This is a genomic window from Arthrobacter sorbitolis (assembly GCF_054510995.1).
This window is the reverse complement of record NZ_JBTNDM010000002.1, coordinates 693214-709171: the sequence shown is the minus strand read 5'-3', so window position 1 is coordinate 709171 and position 15958 is coordinate 693214. Positions and strand designations below refer to the sequence as shown.

General features: G+C 69.4%; 13 protein-coding genes. 6 read left to right on the top strand and 7 right to left on the bottom strand.

Annotated elements, in window-relative coordinates; translation table 11 throughout:
* Positions 1-9 precede the first annotated feature (9 nt).
* The 5 genes from ACX80K_RS08020 to ACX80K_RS08000 all read left to right on the top strand — a co-directional run bounded on the left by ACX80K_RS08020 (position 10) and on the right by ACX80K_RS08000 (position 7394).
* Positions 10-2076, top strand: coding sequence for a beta-galactosidase (locus tag ACX80K_RS08020; RefSeq protein ID WP_459271301.1), 2067 nt, complete (start codon positions 10-12; stop codon positions 2074-2076).
* Positions 2054-2992, top strand: coding sequence for a carbohydrate ABC transporter permease (locus ACX80K_RS08015; protein ID WP_459271300.1), 939 nt, complete (start codon positions 2054-2056; stop codon positions 2990-2992). Before ACX80K_RS08020 ends, ACX80K_RS08015 begins: the two co-directional genes overlap by 23 nt.
* A 101-nt stretch (positions 2993-3093) precedes the next feature.
* Positions 3094-3927 carry a carbohydrate ABC transporter permease gene (locus ACX80K_RS08010; protein WP_459271392.1) on the top strand — a complete coding sequence of 278 codons (834 nt, stop codon included), beginning with the start codon at positions 3094-3096 and terminating at the stop codon, positions 3925-3927.
* Between the two features lie 85 nt (positions 3928-4012).
* On the top strand, positions 4013-5347 hold the full coding sequence (locus ACX80K_RS08005) for an ABC transporter substrate-binding protein (protein ID WP_459271299.1): 1335 nt from the start codon (positions 4013-4015) through the stop codon (positions 5345-5347).
* A gap of 106 nt (positions 5348-5453) precedes the next feature.
* On the top strand, positions 5454-7394 hold the full coding sequence (locus ACX80K_RS08000) for an alpha-amylase family protein (protein WP_459271298.1): 1941 nt from the start codon (positions 5454-5456) through the stop codon (positions 7392-7394).
* 39 nt (positions 7395-7433) lie between these two features.
* On the opposite strand, the gene ACX80K_RS07995 is transcribed toward ACX80K_RS08000, so the two are convergent.
* Positions 7434-8252, bottom strand: a complete 819-nt coding sequence (locus ACX80K_RS07995) for a shikimate 5-dehydrogenase (protein ID WP_459271297.1) — start codon at positions 8250-8252, stop codon at positions 7434-7436.
* 146 nt (positions 8253-8398) lie between these two features.
* On the opposite strand from ACX80K_RS07995, the gene ACX80K_RS07990 reads away from it, so the two are divergent.
* Complete coding sequence (locus ACX80K_RS07990; RefSeq protein ID WP_459271296.1) at positions 8399-9538, top strand: glutamate--cysteine ligase; 1140 nt, start codon at positions 8399-8401, stop codon at positions 9536-9538.
* A gap of 50 nt (positions 9539-9588) precedes the next feature.
* Here ACX80K_RS07990 and ACX80K_RS07985 read toward each other — a convergent pair whose 3' ends face one another.
* The 6 genes from ACX80K_RS07985 to ACX80K_RS07960 form a co-directional block, all read right to left on the bottom strand.
* The gene (locus ACX80K_RS07985) at positions 9589-9831 is read right to left on the bottom strand and encodes a hypothetical protein (protein ID WP_459271295.1); all 243 of its coding nucleotides are present in this window, start codon (positions 9829-9831) and stop codon (positions 9589-9591) included.
* Positions 9832-10001: 170 nt separating this feature from the next.
* Positions 10002-11978 carry a beta-galactosidase gene (locus ACX80K_RS07980; RefSeq protein WP_459271294.1) on the bottom strand — a complete coding sequence of 659 codons (1977 nt, stop codon included), beginning with the start codon at positions 11976-11978 and terminating at the stop codon, positions 10002-10004.
* A 23-nt stretch (positions 11979-12001) separates the two neighbouring features.
* Positions 12002-12643, bottom strand: coding sequence for a hypothetical protein (locus ACX80K_RS07975; RefSeq protein WP_459271293.1), 642 nt, complete (start codon positions 12641-12643; stop codon positions 12002-12004).
* A complete protein-coding gene (locus tag ACX80K_RS07970; RefSeq protein WP_459271292.1) occupies positions 12640-13560 on the bottom strand; it encodes a carbohydrate ABC transporter permease in 921 nt (306 codons plus the stop codon). The genes ACX80K_RS07975 and ACX80K_RS07970 overlap by 4 nt, the downstream gene beginning before the upstream one ends.
* A complete protein-coding gene (locus tag ACX80K_RS07965; protein WP_459271291.1) occupies positions 13557-14543 on the bottom strand; it encodes a carbohydrate ABC transporter permease in 987 nt (328 codons plus the stop codon). Before ACX80K_RS07965 ends, ACX80K_RS07970 begins: the two co-directional genes overlap by 4 nt.
* 20 nt (positions 14544-14563) lie before the next feature.
* Positions 14564-15856 carry an ABC transporter substrate-binding protein gene (locus ACX80K_RS07960; RefSeq protein ID WP_459271290.1) on the bottom strand — a complete coding sequence of 431 codons (1293 nt, stop codon included), beginning with the start codon at positions 15854-15856 and terminating at the stop codon, positions 14564-14566.
* Between the last annotated feature and the right edge of the window lie 102 nt (positions 15857-15958).

The window sequence follows — 15958 nt, the reverse complement described above, 5'->3', positions numbered from 1 at the left end:
GGAGCAGGCTTGGCACGCACAACCACCGTCGCAGGATTGTCCGGCAACGGTCAGCTCGTCTACGGATGTGACTACAACCCGGAGCAGTGGGATGTGTCCGTCTGGCACGAGGACGTCCGCCTCATGAAGGAGGCCGGCGTCAACCTCGTGGCGGTCAACATCTTCGGCTGGGCCGAGATCGAGCCCGAGGAGGGGGTCTTCCGGTTCGAGGACCTCGACGCCGTCCTGGGCCTCCTCGCCGAGAACGGCATCGGCGTGAACCTCGGCACCGGCACCTCGTCCACCCCCGCGTGGCTCACCACGAAGCACCCCGAGATGCTCCCCCGCACCGCCGACGGTACCGCCCGCTGGCCCGGCGGCCGCCAGGCGTTCTGCCCCAGCTCCCCCACCTACCGCGAGCACGCCCTCGCCCTGGTCGAGCGGGTCTCCGCCCGCTACGGCAGCCACCCGGCCCTCCGCCTGTGGCACGTCTCCAACGAGCTCGGCTGCCACAACTCGCTGTGCTACTGCGACGTCTCCGCCGAAGCGTTCCGCGGCTGGCTCCGCACCCGGTACGAGACCCTCGACGCCCTCAACGCCGCATGGGGCACCACCTTCTGGAGCCAGCGCTACTCCGCCTGGGAGCAGGTGCTGCCCCCGCGGCTCACGCTGTCGGCCCTGAATCCCACGCAGGAGCTCGACTTCAACCGTTTCAGCTCCGACGAGCTGCTCGCCCACTACTCCGCGGAGGAGGCGGTCCTCCGGCGCAACAGCAGTGCGCCGGTGACCACCAACTTCATGGTCGCCGCGCACATCCGCAACCAGGACTACTGGTCCTGGGCGCCGAAGATGGACGTCATCGCGAACGACCACTACCTCGACCACCGCCTCGATGCGCCGCACGCCGAACTCGCCTTCGCCGCCGACACCACCCGCGGACTCGCGCAGGGTCAGCCCTGGCTGCTCATGGAGCATTCCACGGCCGCCGTGAACTGGCAGCCCCGCAACATCGCCAAGGGCCCCGGCGAGATGCTCCGCAACTCCCTGACGCACCTCGCGCGCGGCGCGGACGGCCTGTGCTTCTTCCAGTGGCGCGCCTCGCTGCAGGGCAGCGAGAAATTCCACTCCGCCATGCTCCCGCACGCCGGCACCGACTCGCAGATCTGGCGCGACGTCGTCGGGCTCGGCTCCGCACTCGGGAAGCTCCGTGAGATCGCGGGCACGACGGTGCACGCCGACGTCGCACTCGTCTTCAGCTGGGAGGCCTGGTGGGCGCACGACCAGGCATCGCACCCGTCGGGCGACGTCCGCTACATCGAGCAGGTCCACGCGGCCTACGGGGCACTGTGGGACGCCGGCGTCACGGTCGACATCGTGGCCCCCGGGGCCGACCTCTCCGGCTACCGGCTCGTGGTGGTGCCGAACCTCTACCTCGTCCGCGACGAGCACGCCGCGGCCGTCAGGGACTTCGTCGAGGACGGCGGGTCCGCGTTCGTGACGTTCTTCAGCGGGATCGTCGACGAGAACGAGAGGGTGCGGCCCGGCGGCTACCCCGGAGCCTTCCGGGACCTCCTCGGCATCCGCTCCGAGGAGTTCTTCCCCCTCGACCCCGCACACCCCCTCACCCTCGACAACGGGTCCCTCGCCTCGCTCTGGTCCGAGGCCCTGCGCCTCACCTCGGCCGAGACGGTCCTGAGCTACGCGACCGGCCACCACGTGGGGACACCCGCCGTGACCCGCAACCGCGTCGGTGCGGGCGAGGCCTGGTACGCCGGGACCGTCCTCGACGGCAGTGTCCTCCGGGACCTGCTGCTGCGTGCCGCCGTCACCGCCGGCGTGCAGGTACCCGAGACGCAGTCCGGCCTCGAGGTCGTCACCCGCCGCGGCAACGGCCACGAGTACGTCTTCCTGATCAACCACTCCGCCGAGGACCGCAAGCACCGGGTCAGCGGTCTGGAACTGCTGACGTCCGAGGCCCTGGCCGACGTCGTCGTCGTTCCCGCGGGCGCGGTCCGCGTCGTCCGCACCACCCCAGGAATCCCCGACACCGACGGCTCGGACCAGGGCCGAAAGGATGCAGGCAATGTCAGTCACTAGCACTCCGGCCGAGGTCCCCAAGGCGGCCCCGGTCGTGAGGAGGAACCGATCGTCGGGAGCGCAGCGCCGCGCCGTGACGGTCTTCATCGCCCCGTTCGCGATCCTCTTCCTCGCCTTCTACGCCATCCCGATCGTCTACGCCGTCGTGCAGTCGCTGCTCACCGTGGAGCGCGAGGGCACCTTCGGGAAGCCCCGGCAGGTCTTCGGCGGGTTCGTCCAGTACGAGCAGGTCTTCCAGAACACGGCCTTCTGGGAATCCGTGGGGCGCGTGCTGCTCTTCGGGGCCGTCCAGGTGCCGGTCATGCTCGGCCTCGCCCTCCTGTTCGCGCTGCTGCTCGACTCGCCGCTGCTGAAGGGCAAAAAGTTCTTCCGGCTCGCGTTCTTCGCCCCCTACGCCGTCCCGGGCGTCATCGCCGCCATCATGTGGGGCTTCCTGTACTCGCCGTCGCTCTCGCCGTTCGGCGCGGTGACCTCGAACGTCGACTTCCTGGGCGGCAACCTCGTGCTCTGGGCGATCGCGAACATCGTGACCTGGGTGTACGTCGGCTACAACATGCTGATCATCTACTCGTCGCTGCTCGCGATCCCCACGGAGATCTACGAGGCGGCCCGGCTGGACGGCGCCAGCAACATCCAGATCGCGTGGCGCATCAAGATCCCCCTGGTGATCCCGGCCATCATCCTCACGGCCGTGTTCTCGATCATCGGCACGCTCCAGCTCCTGGCCGAGCCCCAGACCCTCCGCAGCTTCAGTTCGGCGATCAACAGCACGTTCACCCCGAACCTCGCGGTCTACACCACGGCGTCGGTGCCGAACTACAACCTCGCCGCGGCGTTCTCGGTGGTCCTCGCGCTCGCCACGTTCATCCTCTCCTTCGTCTTCCTGAAGTCCACCCAGCGGAAGGTCACCCAGTGACGGCAACCCCAGCCACCGCCTCCAGGCGCCGGCGTGGCGCGCATCCGACGGCGGACAGCGCGGACTTGCGCAACCGTTCCCGCGGCCCCCGCCAGAGCATCATGTCCCGCAGCGCGGCGATGCTCATCATGGGTGTCTTCACCCTGTACTTCCTGACCCCCATCTGGTGGCTGCTCACCACCTCCACGAAGACGGGCGGCGAGATCACGTCCACCGCTCCCCTGTGGTTCACGGCGAACTCCGCGGGCACGTTCCTCACGAACCTGGGGCGGCTGTTCACCTACGGCGACGGGCTGTTCGGCCGGTGGCTGCTGAACTCCGCGCTGTACGCGGGGGTCGGCGCCCTGATCGGCACGATCATCGCGGCGATGTGCGGGTATGCCCTCGCGAAGTACGAGTTCCGGGGCCGTGAGGCGATCTTCAACATCGTGCTCAGCGGCGTGCTGGTGCCGGCCACGGCGCTGGCCCTCCCGCTGTTCCTCATCTTCAGCCGCGTCGAGCTGACCAACACCATGTGGGCGGTGTTCCTGCCGAGCCTCGTCAGCCCGTTCGGTGTCTACCTGGCCCGCATCTACGCGGCGGCCAGCGTGCCCGGCGAACTGCTCGAAGCGGCCCGGCTCGACGGGTCGGGCGAGATCCGCACGTTCTTCACGGTGTCCACGCGCCTCATGGCGCCGGCCCTCGTGACGATCTTCCTCTTCCAGTTCGTCGCGATCTGGAACAACTTCTTCCTGCCCCTGATCATGCTCCGCGACCAGGTGCTCTTCCCCGTGACCCTGGGCCTGTACGCGTGGAACAGCCAGATCAGCCAGATCCCCGAACTGCGCTCCCTCGTGATCGTCGGTGCGCTCGTCTCGATCCTGCCGCTGATCATCGCCTTCCTCGCACTCCAGCGTTTCTGGAGCAGCGGGCTCGGCGCAGGCGGCGTCAAGTAGCGGCCCCCAGTCCCCCGACCAGCACCACGGGTGCACGGGCGTTCTGCCCCTGCACCGCACTGCACAATCGACGATAGGAAAGACAATGCGCGCGCATTACGGAAAAGTCACCGCGGCCTTTGCCATGATCTCTGCGCTGGCTCTCTCCGGCTGTTCAGCCGGCGGAGACAGCACCGAGGCCGGAGCGGAAGCGGCTCCCTGCGAGGCCTCGGAGGGCCCCGTCACCCTGAACTTCACCACCTGGGTCCCCGGCATGGACAAGGTCGTCGAGCTGTGGAACGCCGAGAACCCCGACATCCAGGTCGAGGTGCAGACCGGACCCAACGGCAACTCCGGCACCTACCAGAACTTCTTCAACCAGATCCAGGCCGGCAACGCCCCCGACCTCGGCCAGGTCGAGTACGACGCCCTGCCGAACTTCCGTGTCCAGGACGGCCTGGAGAACATCGCCGGCTGCGAGGGTGTCGCCGACGCCCAGGACCAGTTCGTCGACTGGACCTGGGGACAGGTGACCTTCGGCGAGGAGGGTTCCGTCTACGCGATCCCGCAGGACAGCGGCCCCATGGCCATGTACTACCGCGCCGACCTCTTCGAGCAGGCCGGCATCGAGGTCCCCACCACATGGGAGGAGTACGCGGCGGCAGCTGAGCAGATCAAGGCTCAGGGCTCCTTCATCACCAACTTCCCGAAGTCGGACGTCAACTGGTTCGCCGGCATGGTCTGGCAGAACGGCGGCCAGTGGTTCGCGAACGACGGCGAGAGCTGGGACGTCAACCTGACGAGCCCCGAGTCCGAGGAGGTCGCCACCTACTGGCAGGACCTCCTGTCGAAGGACCTCGTCTCCACCCTGCCGTCCTTCTCCGACGAGTGGAACGCCTCGTTCAACGAGGGCCAGCAGTGGACCTGGGTGTCCGCCGTCTGGGGCGCCACGACCCTGTCCACCGGCGCACCCGACACCGCCGGCAAGTGGGCCGTCGCCCCGATGCCGCAGTGGGAGGACGGCGGGAACGCCGCAGGCAACTGGGGCGGCTCGTCCACCGCGGTGCTGAAGGGCTCCGACCACCCGGCCGAGGCCGCCAAGTTCGCGCTCTGGCTCAACACCGACCCCGAAGCCCTCGCGCTCGCCAACGAGCTCGGTGGCATCTACCCGGCCGCGAAGTCCGCGACCGAGCTCGAAGCCTTCGCCGGCGGTGTCGACTACTACGGCGGACAGAAGATCTACGACGTCTTCGCCGACGCATCAGCGAACGTGAACCCCGACTTCACCTGGGGCCCCACGATGACGCAGACCTACACGGACGTCTCCGACGGGTTCGGTGCTGCGATCGGCGGCTCCGGCACCCTGATGGACGCCCTCGAGAACGGGCAGCAGAAGACCATCGACTCCCTCACGTCGCAGTCGATCCCGGTCTCCGAGTAACCCCGGCGGTTCCGCCACACGTTCCAGGAAGCGCCGCGTCCCGCCAGGGGCGCGGCGCTTCGTGCGTCCCGGCCGCGACCGGAGGAGGCTGCAATAGGCTTGCCGGATGAGTCCTCCTTCCCTGCCCGTGGACCGTGTCCGGGCCGAACTCCGGTCCGCGCGTCGGGAGACCACGCCCGACGCCGACTGGCAGTCCTTCGAGGCACGCCTCGACGCCGAGTTCCCCCGGCTGCAGTCGCTCTTCTCCAGCATCTACGGGCCGGGATCCGAGGACGAGCTGCTGCAGGTGGTCCTCGACGCGGCGGCCTCGTGGCAGGACCGGCCCGCGGACCTGAAGGCCGTCGACGCCGCCCGTGCCGCGTCCCCGGACTGGTTCTCCTCCCACCGGATGCTCGGGGGTGTCTGCTACGTCGACCTCTACGCGGGCAGCCTCTCCGGCCTCCGGGAGCGCATCCCCTACTTCCGGGAGCTCGGCCTGACCTACCTGCACCTGATGCCCTTGTTCGAGGCGCCGGCGGAGAACTCCGACGGCGGCTACGCCGTGTCCAGCTACCGCCGGGTGGACCCGTCGCTCGGGACCATGGACGAGCTCGCCGACCTCGCCCGCGAGCTGCGCGGGAGCGGCATGGCCCTCGTGGTCGACTTCATCTTCAACCACACCTCCGACGAGCACGAATGGGCCCGCAAGGCCAGGGCGGGCGACCCCGACTACGAGGACTTCTACCTGATCTACCCCGACCGCCGGATGCCCGACGCCTACGAGCGGACCGTGCGGGAGATCTTCCCCGACGACCACCCGGGCTCGTTCGTGCAGCTCGACGACGGCCGGTGGGTCTGGGCCACGTTCCACTCCTTCCAGTGGGACCTCGACTACAGCAACCCGGCGGTGTTCCGGGCCATGGCGGGCGAGATGCTGTACCTCGCGAACCAGGGCGTGGACATTCTCCGCATGGACGCCGTCGCGTTCATCTGGAAGCAGCTGGGCACCACCTGCGAGAGCCTGCCGGAGGCCCACCTGCTGCTGCAGGCGTTCAATGCGGTGTGCCGGCTCGCGGCCCCCTCGCTGCTGTTCAAGTCCGAGGCGATCGTGCACCCCGACGAGGTGGTGCAGTACGTCGACCGCGGGGAATGCCAGCTCAGCTACAACCCGCTGCAGATGGCGCTGATCTGGAACTCGCTGGCCACCCGGGAGGTCTCGCTCCTCGCTCAGGCCCTCGAGCGGCGGCACGACCTCCCCGAGGGGACCGCGTGGGTCAACTACGTGCGCAGCCACGACGACATCGGCTGGACGTTCTCCGACGAGGACGCCGCGGAGCTCGGCATCGACGGGCACGACCACCGCCGGTTCCTCAACGCGTTCTTCGTCGACCGGTTCCCCGGCAGCTTCGCGCGCGGGGTCCCCTTCCAGGACAACCCGCGCACGGGCGACTGCCGGATCTCCGGGACGACGGCGTCACTTGCCGGCCTCGAGGCGGACCGCACAGGAACCGGGGCAGGAGCCGGGGCAGGAACCGGCGCCGGGGTGGCGCGGATCCTCCTGGCGCACTCGATCATCCTCAGCACGGGCGGAATCCCGCTGCTCTACCTCGGTGACGAGGTGGGCCAGCTCAACGACTACTCCTACCGCGACGACCCGGCCAAGGCGGACGACAGCCGCTGGGTCGGCCGCCCCGCCTACCCCGCCGAGGCCTACGCGCACCGGCAGGACCCGACGACGGATGCCGGGGCGATCTTCACCGGCCTCCGCCGTCTCGTCGAGGTGCGCCGGCAGACCCCCGAGTTCGCCGGCGGCCGCCTGGTGCCCTTCGACACGAACAACCAGCACGTGCTCGGCTACCAGCGCCCCGGCCCGCCCGCCATGCAGCCTGACGGCCGGCAATCGACCGTCGTCGTGCTCGCGAACTTCGCCGACACCCCGCAGGACGTCACCGCCGTCACCCTGTCCGGGCTGCCCGACACGGCCCTCGACCTCATCGGCGGCGAGCGCGCCGACCTGCGCGCGGGCGTGACGATCGAACCGCACGGCGTGCGCTGGTACCGGCTGTAGCCGCCTGACCGGCGCCGGGTGTGCCGGTTCAGGCGCTGGTCAGGCCTCCTGGCGGGAGAACTCCCCCGCCGCGCGGACCTGCTCCGGTGTGGGCCGCACGCCGGTGTAGAGGACGAACTGCTCCTCGGCCTGGAGCGCGACCACCTCGGCGCCCGTGATGACCGGCGTGCCGGCCTGCCGGGCAGCGAGGATCAGCGGCGTCTCCGAGGGCGAGGCGACGACGTCGAACACGACGCGCGCCGCGTCGATCGCGGCCTGCGGGAAGGCGACGGCAGCGGCGTCGGCACCGACCATGCCGAGGGGCGTGACGTTGAGGATCAGGTCCGCGGTCGACTCCCCCACCTCCTGCTGCCAGGCGAAGCCGTACAGGTCCGCGAGCGCGCGTCCCGTGCGTTCGTTGCGGGCGACCACGGTCACCCGGGTGAAGCCGGAATCGCGCAGGGCCGCCACCACGGCCTTCGCCATGCCCCCGGATCCCTGCACGAGCACCGAGTGCGTCGGAGGTACCGCGTGCTCGCGGAGCAGCCGCTCCACGGCGAGGTAGTCGGTGTTGTAGGCGGTGAGGACGCCGTCGTCGTTCACGATGGTGTTGACGGAGTCGATGGCCTTCGCGGACGGGTCGAGGTGGTCCACGAGGGCGATCACATCCTCCTTGAACGGCATCGAGACGGCGCAGCCACGGATGCCGAGCCCGCGCAGACCCGCGATGGCCGAGGGCAGGTCCTTCGTGGTGAAGGCCTTGTAGACGTAGTTGAGTCCCAGCTCGTCGTACAGGTAGTTGTGGAAGCGCGTGCCGATGTTGCTGGGCCGCGCGGCCAGGGAGATGCAGAGGGTCATGTCTTTGTTCAGGATGGGCACCCACCCATCATCCCAGCAGCACGTCCGATCGCACCGCCGCCCGTGCCATGTCCGAGTGGCAGGTACTAATATTGGGACGAGTCTCTTCCCGCGACGGCGCGTTGCCGAGGCACCACCATCCCCCGCATCGCTCCAGGAGCCAGCCCTTGAAGATCGACTTCGCGCAATCGGCCCAGTCCACCCTCGGCGTCGAGTGGGAGCTCGCGCTCGTGGACCGCTACAACGGCGAACTCGTGTCCGTGGCCGACCAGGTCCTGCGCGGTGTCAGCGCGAACCACCCCGAGCTGCAGGACGACGACGAGCACCCGCACATCAAGCAGGAACTCCTGCTCAACACCGTGGAGCTCGTCACGGGTGTCTGCACCACCGTCGACGAGGCGAAGGCCGATCTCTCCCGCTCCCTCGCCGCCGTCCGTGAGGTCACCGATCCCATGGGCGTGGAGCTCTTCTGCGCCGGGTCGCATCCCTTCAGCGCGCCCCGCGCCCAGCAGGTGACGGACCGCGAGCGCTACGCGAAGCTGATCGACCGCACGCAGTGGTGGGGCCGGCAGATGGTCATCTACGGCGTGCACGTCCACGTGGGGCTCGACCACCGGGACAAGGCGCTGCCCGTGGTGGACGGCCTCACCAACTACTTCCCGCACTTCCAGGCCCTCTCCGCCTCCTCACCGTTCTGGGGTGGCGAGGACACGGGGTACGCCTCGCAGCGGGCCCTCATGTTCCAGCAGCTGCCCACGGCCGGGCTCCCGTTCCACTTCGACGACTGGGCCGCGTACGAGTCCTACGTCCAGGACATGTCCACCACCGGGGTGATCGACTCCGTGAGCGAGATCCGCTGGGACATCCGCCCGGTCGGCAACCTCGGCACGGTGGAGATGCGGGTGTGCGACGGGCTCTCGACCCTGCAGGACGTCGGTGCCGTCGCGGCCCTGACGCAGTGCCTCGTCCACGAGTTCTCGGAGACGCTCGACGCCGGCGGCAGCATCCCCCTCATGCCGCCCTGGCACATCCAGGAGAACAAGTGGAGGGCCGCCCGGTACGGCCTCGACGCCATCATCATCCTCGACGCCGAGGGCAACGAGCAGCTCGTCACCGAGCACCTCGTCGAGGTCCTCGACCGGCTCGAGCCGGTCGCCGCGAAACTCGGCTGCAGCGACGAGCTCGCCGACGTGGAGGACATCCTGCGGCGCGGCGCCGGGTACCAGCGCCAGCGGCGGATCGCGGAGGAGAACGACGGCGACCTCCGCGCCGTCGTGCTCGACATGGTGCAGCAGCTGCGCGGATAGGCAGGAGGCCCCAACCCCGTGGGGCCCGATGCGGGCACACCGTCCTCAGGTCAGTGCGAGCCGCCCGTGAAGCGGTCGTCCTTCGTCGGGTTGTCCGCGGAACCCTCGAGGCCGAGGTTCCCGGCGAGGGTCTCCGGCGACGGATCGGCGTCGGGCACGACCTGGTCGGCGATGAGGTCGACCTCGTCCGCGGCGGTCAGCGGTGCGTCCTGGATCCGGCCCACGTCGGTCGGGTCGATCCCCTCGGTCTCGCCGAGGTCCTTCAGATGATGTTCTTCGGTCGGCTGGTCCATGCACCCGAGCGTAGGCCCGCGGCCGTGGGAGCCGCAGCCACCCGGGACCGGGAGGACTGCCTTGCACCCGGTTCCGCGGCGGTGTACCCGGGCGTCGGCCGATGGCCCGGGCCCGGCGTCGTCCGGCGGACGTCGTCCGGCCGGCGGGCTCCTGCCGGCACCTCCCGGGCTCAGTCCCCCGTGAGGACCAGGGCGTAGCCGAACTGCTGCAGGGTGATCCCCCGGACCGCGGCCCCGCCGAGGGCGTCCCGGCCCTGCACCCCGACGTGCACGGTCTCGCTCCCGTGATTGATGACGGTGAGCAGCCGACCCCGGCGGATCGCCTCGACCAGGGGCGGGAGCCCCGGCAGTACGGGTTCCACCTGCGCCGCGCCGAACAGATGCCGGAGCACCTGCCCGGCGCCGTCGTCGTCGGGCACCGTGGCCAGGTAGTACGCCGTGCCCGCGCCGGAGGAGTGCGCCGTCAGCGCGGGCCGGCCGGCCTGCCTGCCGCCGTCGAATGCGGCCAGCACCTCGGCGTCGACGGCGTGCACCTCCTCGGCCAGGAGGGACCCCGGGAAGGCGAATCCCCCGCCGGCCACCCGGGCCTCCTGCTGTCCCGGGCCCGATGACCCCGGGGCCACCAGCGCGCCGAAGTCCTCGACCACGATGCCCAGGAGGTCGCGCAGCTGGGTCCCGAACCCGCCGGCCCGGAAGCGGTCGCTCTCGTCGACGACGTCGCTGAACGCCGTGACGAGCAGGTGCCCTCCCGCCCCGACGAACGCGGTCAGGTTCGCCGCGGCCTGCTGCGTCAGCAGGTAGAGGTGGGGTGCGACGACGGCGCGGTAGCGGGAGAGGTCGGCGGTGGGCGGCACCAGGTCGACCTGCACGTGGAGACGGTGTGCGGCGTCGTACCAGCACCGCACGAGCGACAGGTAGTCGAGGGAGGTGGGATGGTCGGGATTCTCGATCGCCCACCAGTTCTCCCAGTCCAGCAGGATCGCGACGCGGGCCGTGCCGTCGTCGGGCGGCAGACCGGGGAGATGCCCGAGCTCCCGGCCGAGCGCCATCACCTCGCGCCAGGTGCGGGTCTGCGTGCCGGCGTGCGGCAGCATCCCCGAGTGGAACTTCTCCGAGCCTGCCCGCGACTGACGCCACTGGAAGAACAGGATGGCGTCGGCCCCCCGCGCGACGGCCTGCATGCTCTGCGCGGCGAGCTGGCCGGGCGCCTTGGGCGCGTTGGACGGGCGCCAGTTGACCGCGTTGGAGGCCTGCTCCATCAGCAGCCAGGGCGTTCCGGGCTTGAGCGACCGCATGAGGTCGCCGTGGAAGGCCCCGTCCCTGAAACCCTCGGGATCGTCGGGGTCGGGGTAGAGATCGTCGCTGATGACGTCGAGCTCCGCCGCCCACTGCGCGTAGTTCACGGGCTTGAACGCGCCCATGAAGTTGGTGGTGATCGGCTGTTCGGCCCCCGCGGCGCGGATGATGTCCCGTTCCATCCGGTAGCACTCGAGCAGCATGTCCGAAGTGAACCGGCGGTAGTCGAGCAGCTGCCCCGGGTTGTGGCTGTAGGGCGCGTGCCGTGGCGGGAAGACCTCCGCGAAGGACCCGTAGCGCTGGGACCAGAACATGGTGCCCCACGCGTCGTTGAGGGCGTCGACCGTGCCGTACCTCGCCAGCAGCCACCGTCGGAACGCATCACGCGCGGCGTCCGAGTAGTCGATGGCCAGGTGGCAGCCGTACTCGTTGTTGACGTGCCAGAGGACGACGGCGGGGTGCCGGGCGTAGCGCTCGGCGATCTGCGTGACGAGGGCCGCGGCCAGCGTCCGGTAGGCGGGTGAAGACGGGGCGTAGTGCTGGCGGCTGCCGTGCCAGTAGGGCGTGCCGCGCTCGTCGGCCGCCAGCATCTCCGGGTAGGCGACCGTCGCCCAGGGCGGGGGCGACGCCGTCGCGGTGGCGAGGTCCACGGCGATCCCGCCGTCGTGCAGGAGGCCGATGACGCGGTCCAGCCAGCCGAAATCGAACTCGTGCTCGGACGGCTGGATGCGCGCCCAGGAGAAGATGCCCAGGCTGACCATGGTGACGCCGGCCTCGCGCATGCGGGCCACGTCCTCCGGCCAGACCTCCTCGGGCCACTGCTCGGGGTTGTAGTCGGCGCCGTAGTGCAAGGGGTCTCCAGGGGTCGGGGCGGTCAGGGGCGGGAGCGGCGCTCGCGCACGGACGTCGCGAGGGCGGCGAACACGAGGCAGCCCACCCCGGGGACGATGAGCGGCGGCAGCTGCCAGCCGACCATCGCGGTGAGGACGACGGCGGCGGCGAGCCAGGCGACGCCCGCGGGGTCCTCCCGCACGTCCGTGAGCCACAGGTGTCCCGCGGCCCGCCAGGAGCGGGCGGCCTGCCAGCGGGCCGTGATCCCCGCGAGGCCCGCGAGCAATCCCAGCAGCAGGACGATCCCGGCGGCCAGGACGAGCTGCCAGCCCGGCAGGGTCCGCGAGCCGGCGACCACGAGATCCAGCACGAGGAGCGCGGCTGCGACGAGCAGCCCGACCCCGACGAGCCAGCCCGTCCGGAGCGCTGCCGTGAAGTCGGCGGCGAACTGCCGGACGGTCGAGTCCTCGGCCCGCAGGAAGCGGTGCAGGTGCGCGGAGCCGGCCGCGAAGGACGCGGGAACCGTGACGATCGCCAGGCCCGCGATGCAGCAGAGCACGCCGACCCAGAGGACCTCACCGAACAGGGCGAACTTCGCCGTCGCGCCCGGCCAGCGCAGGGCGCTGCCGTCGCGGAGGGCGGCCTGCCGTCCGCGGCCGGCCGCGTCGCGCCGGCGGGGACTCATCCCTTGATACCCTGCGTCGCGACGCCGTCGACCAGGAAGCGCTGGAAGATGATGAAGAACAGCATCACCGGCAGCAGGGCGAGCACGGAGATCGCGATGGTCGCCCCGTAGTCCGAGGTGCTCGTCTGGTCGTTGAAGATGCGCAGGGCGAGCGGCAGCGGGTACTTGTCCGGCGAGTTCAGGTAGAGGAGCGGGCCGAGGAAGTCGTTCCAGCTCCAGATGAACGCGAAGATCGACGACGTGATGAGGGCGGGCTTGATCAGCGGCAGCGTGATCGAGAAGAAGATCCGGCCGTGGCCGCAGCCGTCGATGCGCGCCGCCTCGTCCAGTTCCCGTGGCAGGTTGCGGATGAACTGGACCATGAGGAAGACGAAGAACGCCTCGGTGGCGAGGAACTTGCCCGCCAGGAGCGGCCAGAAGGTGTCGATCAGGCCGAGGTTCCTGAAGATGATGTACTGCGGGATGATCAGCACGTGGAAGGGCAGGAGCAGCGTCCCGATCATGGCCGCGAAGAGGATCCTGCTGCCCCGGAAGTTGATCCTCGAGAACGCGTAGGCGGCCATGGACGAGGAGATGACCGTGCCGATCACCGCGCCGATGCCGAGCAGCAGCGAGTTGAGGAAGAACTTCCAGGTCGGGATGCCGGCGATACCCTGCATCACCTTCACGAAGTTGTCGAAGGTGGGATTCTCGGGGAAGAAGCCCTGGTTGCTGCCGAACTCCGAGTTCGGCTTCAGCGACGCCGAGAACATCCACAGGAGCGGGTAGAGCACGATCGCCGTCAGGGCGACGATGCCCACGACCCAGAGCGCGGTGGGGATGTGCCGGCGCAGGGGGCGCCGCCGCGGCCGGGGCTGCGGGTCACCGGCGGTGTTCCGCGGGACGGGTACGGCAGGGTTCGATTCGATGGTGGTCACTTGGAGTCTCCTGCGTAGTGGACCCAGCTCCTGGAAGTACGGAAGAGGATGAAGGCGAGGACGCCCACGGCGAGCAGCAGCACCCAGGCCATCGCCGAGGCGTAGCCCATCTGGTTGTTCGCGAACGCCCTCGTGTAGAGGTACACGGTGTAGAAGTTGGTGGCGCCGCCGGGCCCGCCCGTCCCCGAGCCGATGATGTACGCCGAGGCGAAGACCTGGAACGCGTTGATCATCTCGAGCAGCAGGTTGAAGAAGATGACGGGTGAGAGCATCGGCACCGTGACGCTGAGGAACTTGCGCCATGCCTTCGCGCCGTCGACGGACGCGGCCTCGTACAGCTCGGCGGGGACGCCCTTGAGGCCGGCGAGGAAGATCACCATGGGAGCGCCGAACTGCCACACGGCCAGCAGGATCATCATGGGCATGATCAGCGAGGGGTTGCCGATCCAGCCGCCGAGGTTGATGCCGAAAAGGTTCAGGGTGCCGTCCACGGGACCGTCGGTGGAGAACATGGCCCGCCAGACGATCGCGATGCTGACGCTGGCTCCGATGAGGCTCGGTGCGTAGAAGGCCGAGCGGAAGAAGCCCGTGCCCTTCGCCTTGTAGTTCAGGAGCATGGCCACCGCGAGTGCCGCGGCCAGTTTGATGGGCGTCCCCACGAGGACGTAGATCAGGGTGATCCGCACGGATCCCCAGAACTTCTCGTCCTCGGCCATGCGGCCGAGGTTCTCCAGCCCCGTCCATTCAGGAGCGGTGAACAGGTTGTAGTCCGTGAACGCCAGGTAGAGCGACGCCAGCATGGGTCCCAGCGTGAGGCCGACGAAGCCCAGCAGCCAGGGCGAGAGGAAGATGTACCCCGCGAGGGAGTCCCGGTGACGGGAACGCCGGGGCCGTGACGCGCCCGCCCGGCGGCTGTCCGCCGGGCGGGCGCCGGAATCGGCGCTGCGATCTGTTGCCGGCGCGTGCGCCGAGTCCGTGGTCACGGTCAAACTCCTTTGTCTGCTCAGCTGCCGAGGGTGACGGCGGCCTCGTCGAAGAACTGCTGGGCCGCCTCCTCGGGGGTCACTGTACCGAGACCGATGGACTTGCCGAGGTCCCAAAAGGTCTGCTCGATCGCGCCGAAGCCCGCCACCGGCGCTGCCGGGGCCTCGCCCAGGCGGTCGGAGATGGAGTCGAGGTAGTCCTGGACGGCCTTGTCGGGTCCCTCGAGGTTCGCGCCTTCGAGCTGCGTCCCGGATGCAGGGATGCCGAGGGTCGCACCGAAGATGCCCCCGACCTCGGGGCTGTTGATCAGGAAGTCGACGAAGGCCGCCGCTGCCTCGGGGTGCTCGGTCGAGGAGGAAGCGGCCTGCATGAGGCCGACCTTGCGGTACAGGTCCTTCTCGTCGGGGTTGCTCGTCGGAGGAGCGACGATGGTGATCTCCTCGGCGCCGGAGTCCCCCAGGTAGCCGCCGAGGAAGTTGCTCCAGCTCATCTCGCTGGTGGTCAGGTTGCCGCCGAAGCCGGAGACGGGATTGATCTCCTCGAGCTTGCTCTGCGGCACGGTGACCTCGTCGCGGTTCGCCTGGCCTTCCTGCCAGTGCTCCGCGAGCTCCTCCTGCGTGAAGTTCAGTTCGCCCTCGTCGGTGAACAGCTGGCGGCCGTCCTGGCGCAGCTTGAGCTCCAGGTCCTGGATCCGCTGCGTCGTGTCCGTACCTCCGTAGACCGTGCCGCCGGATGCATCGGTGACGGACGCCATGTAGGTGTCGTACTCCTCCCAGCTCGTCCCGCCCGCGTAGGGCTCGACGCCGGCCTCGGCCAGCAGGCCCGGGTTCTGGAAGACGGACCACGCGCTGTAGCCGGTGGGGATGGCGAAGGTGCCGTCCTCGAGCTTGCCGGTGGAGAGCAGGCTCTCGTCGATGGCGTCGGTGGTGATGCCGTTGCCGAAGTACTCCTCGAGGTTCAGGAGCAGGCCGTTGTCGCCGTACTGGCGGAGGTAGGTGTAGTCGAACTGCATGACGTCGGGGAGCCCGCCACCGGCAGCCTCGGTCTGCCGCTTCTCCCAGTAGGAGGGGTAGTCCGTGAACGTGTCGTTGATCGTGATGTTCGGATACTTCTCCTCGAACGCCGCGATGGCCTCGTCGTAGCGGGCGGCGCGGTCGTCGTTGCCCCAGAACGTGTAGTTGAGCGTGATCTGTTCTTCGGTGTCGACGGCTGCGGGTTCGCCCCCGCCTCCGCCGCAGCCGGTCAGGGCCAGCCCTGCAGCGGCAAGGGCTGCAACGCCCGTCAGGGTGCGCCGTGAGAGTATGCGGAACATCTTTGTCCTCCTGGAAACATCTTCGTCAGCCATCGTGGAACGCCTCTGGGAAAGCGTTATCCGACAGCGTAGGTTGAATCGTATCAATGGTCAACAGCGTGC

Coding starts and splice junctions, on each gene's coding strand:
- ACX80K_RS08005 (WP_459271299.1), top strand. CDS start 4,013: ATGCGCGCGCATTACGGAAAAGTCACCGCGGCCTTTGCCATGATCTCT.
- ACX80K_RS07975 (WP_459271293.1), bottom strand. CDS start 12,643: ATGAGTCCCCGCCGGCGCGACGCGGCCGGCCGCGGACGGCAGGCCGCC.
- ACX80K_RS08010 (WP_459271392.1), top strand. CDS start 3,094: ATGTCCCGCAGCGCGGCGATGCTCATCATGGGTGTCTTCACCCTGTAC.
- ACX80K_RS08000 (WP_459271298.1), top strand. CDS start 5,454: ATGAGTCCTCCTTCCCTGCCCGTGGACCGTGTCCGGGCCGAACTCCGG.
- ACX80K_RS07960 (WP_459271290.1), bottom strand. CDS start 15,856: ATGTTCCGCATACTCTCACGGCGCACCCTGACGGGCGTTGCAGCCCTT.
- ACX80K_RS08015 (WP_459271300.1), top strand. CDS start 2,054: ATGCAGGCAATGTCAGTCACTAGCACTCCGGCCGAGGTCCCCAAGGCG.
- ACX80K_RS07985 (WP_459271295.1), bottom strand. CDS start 9,831: ATGGACCAGCCGACCGAAGAACATCATCTGAAGGACCTCGGCGAGACC.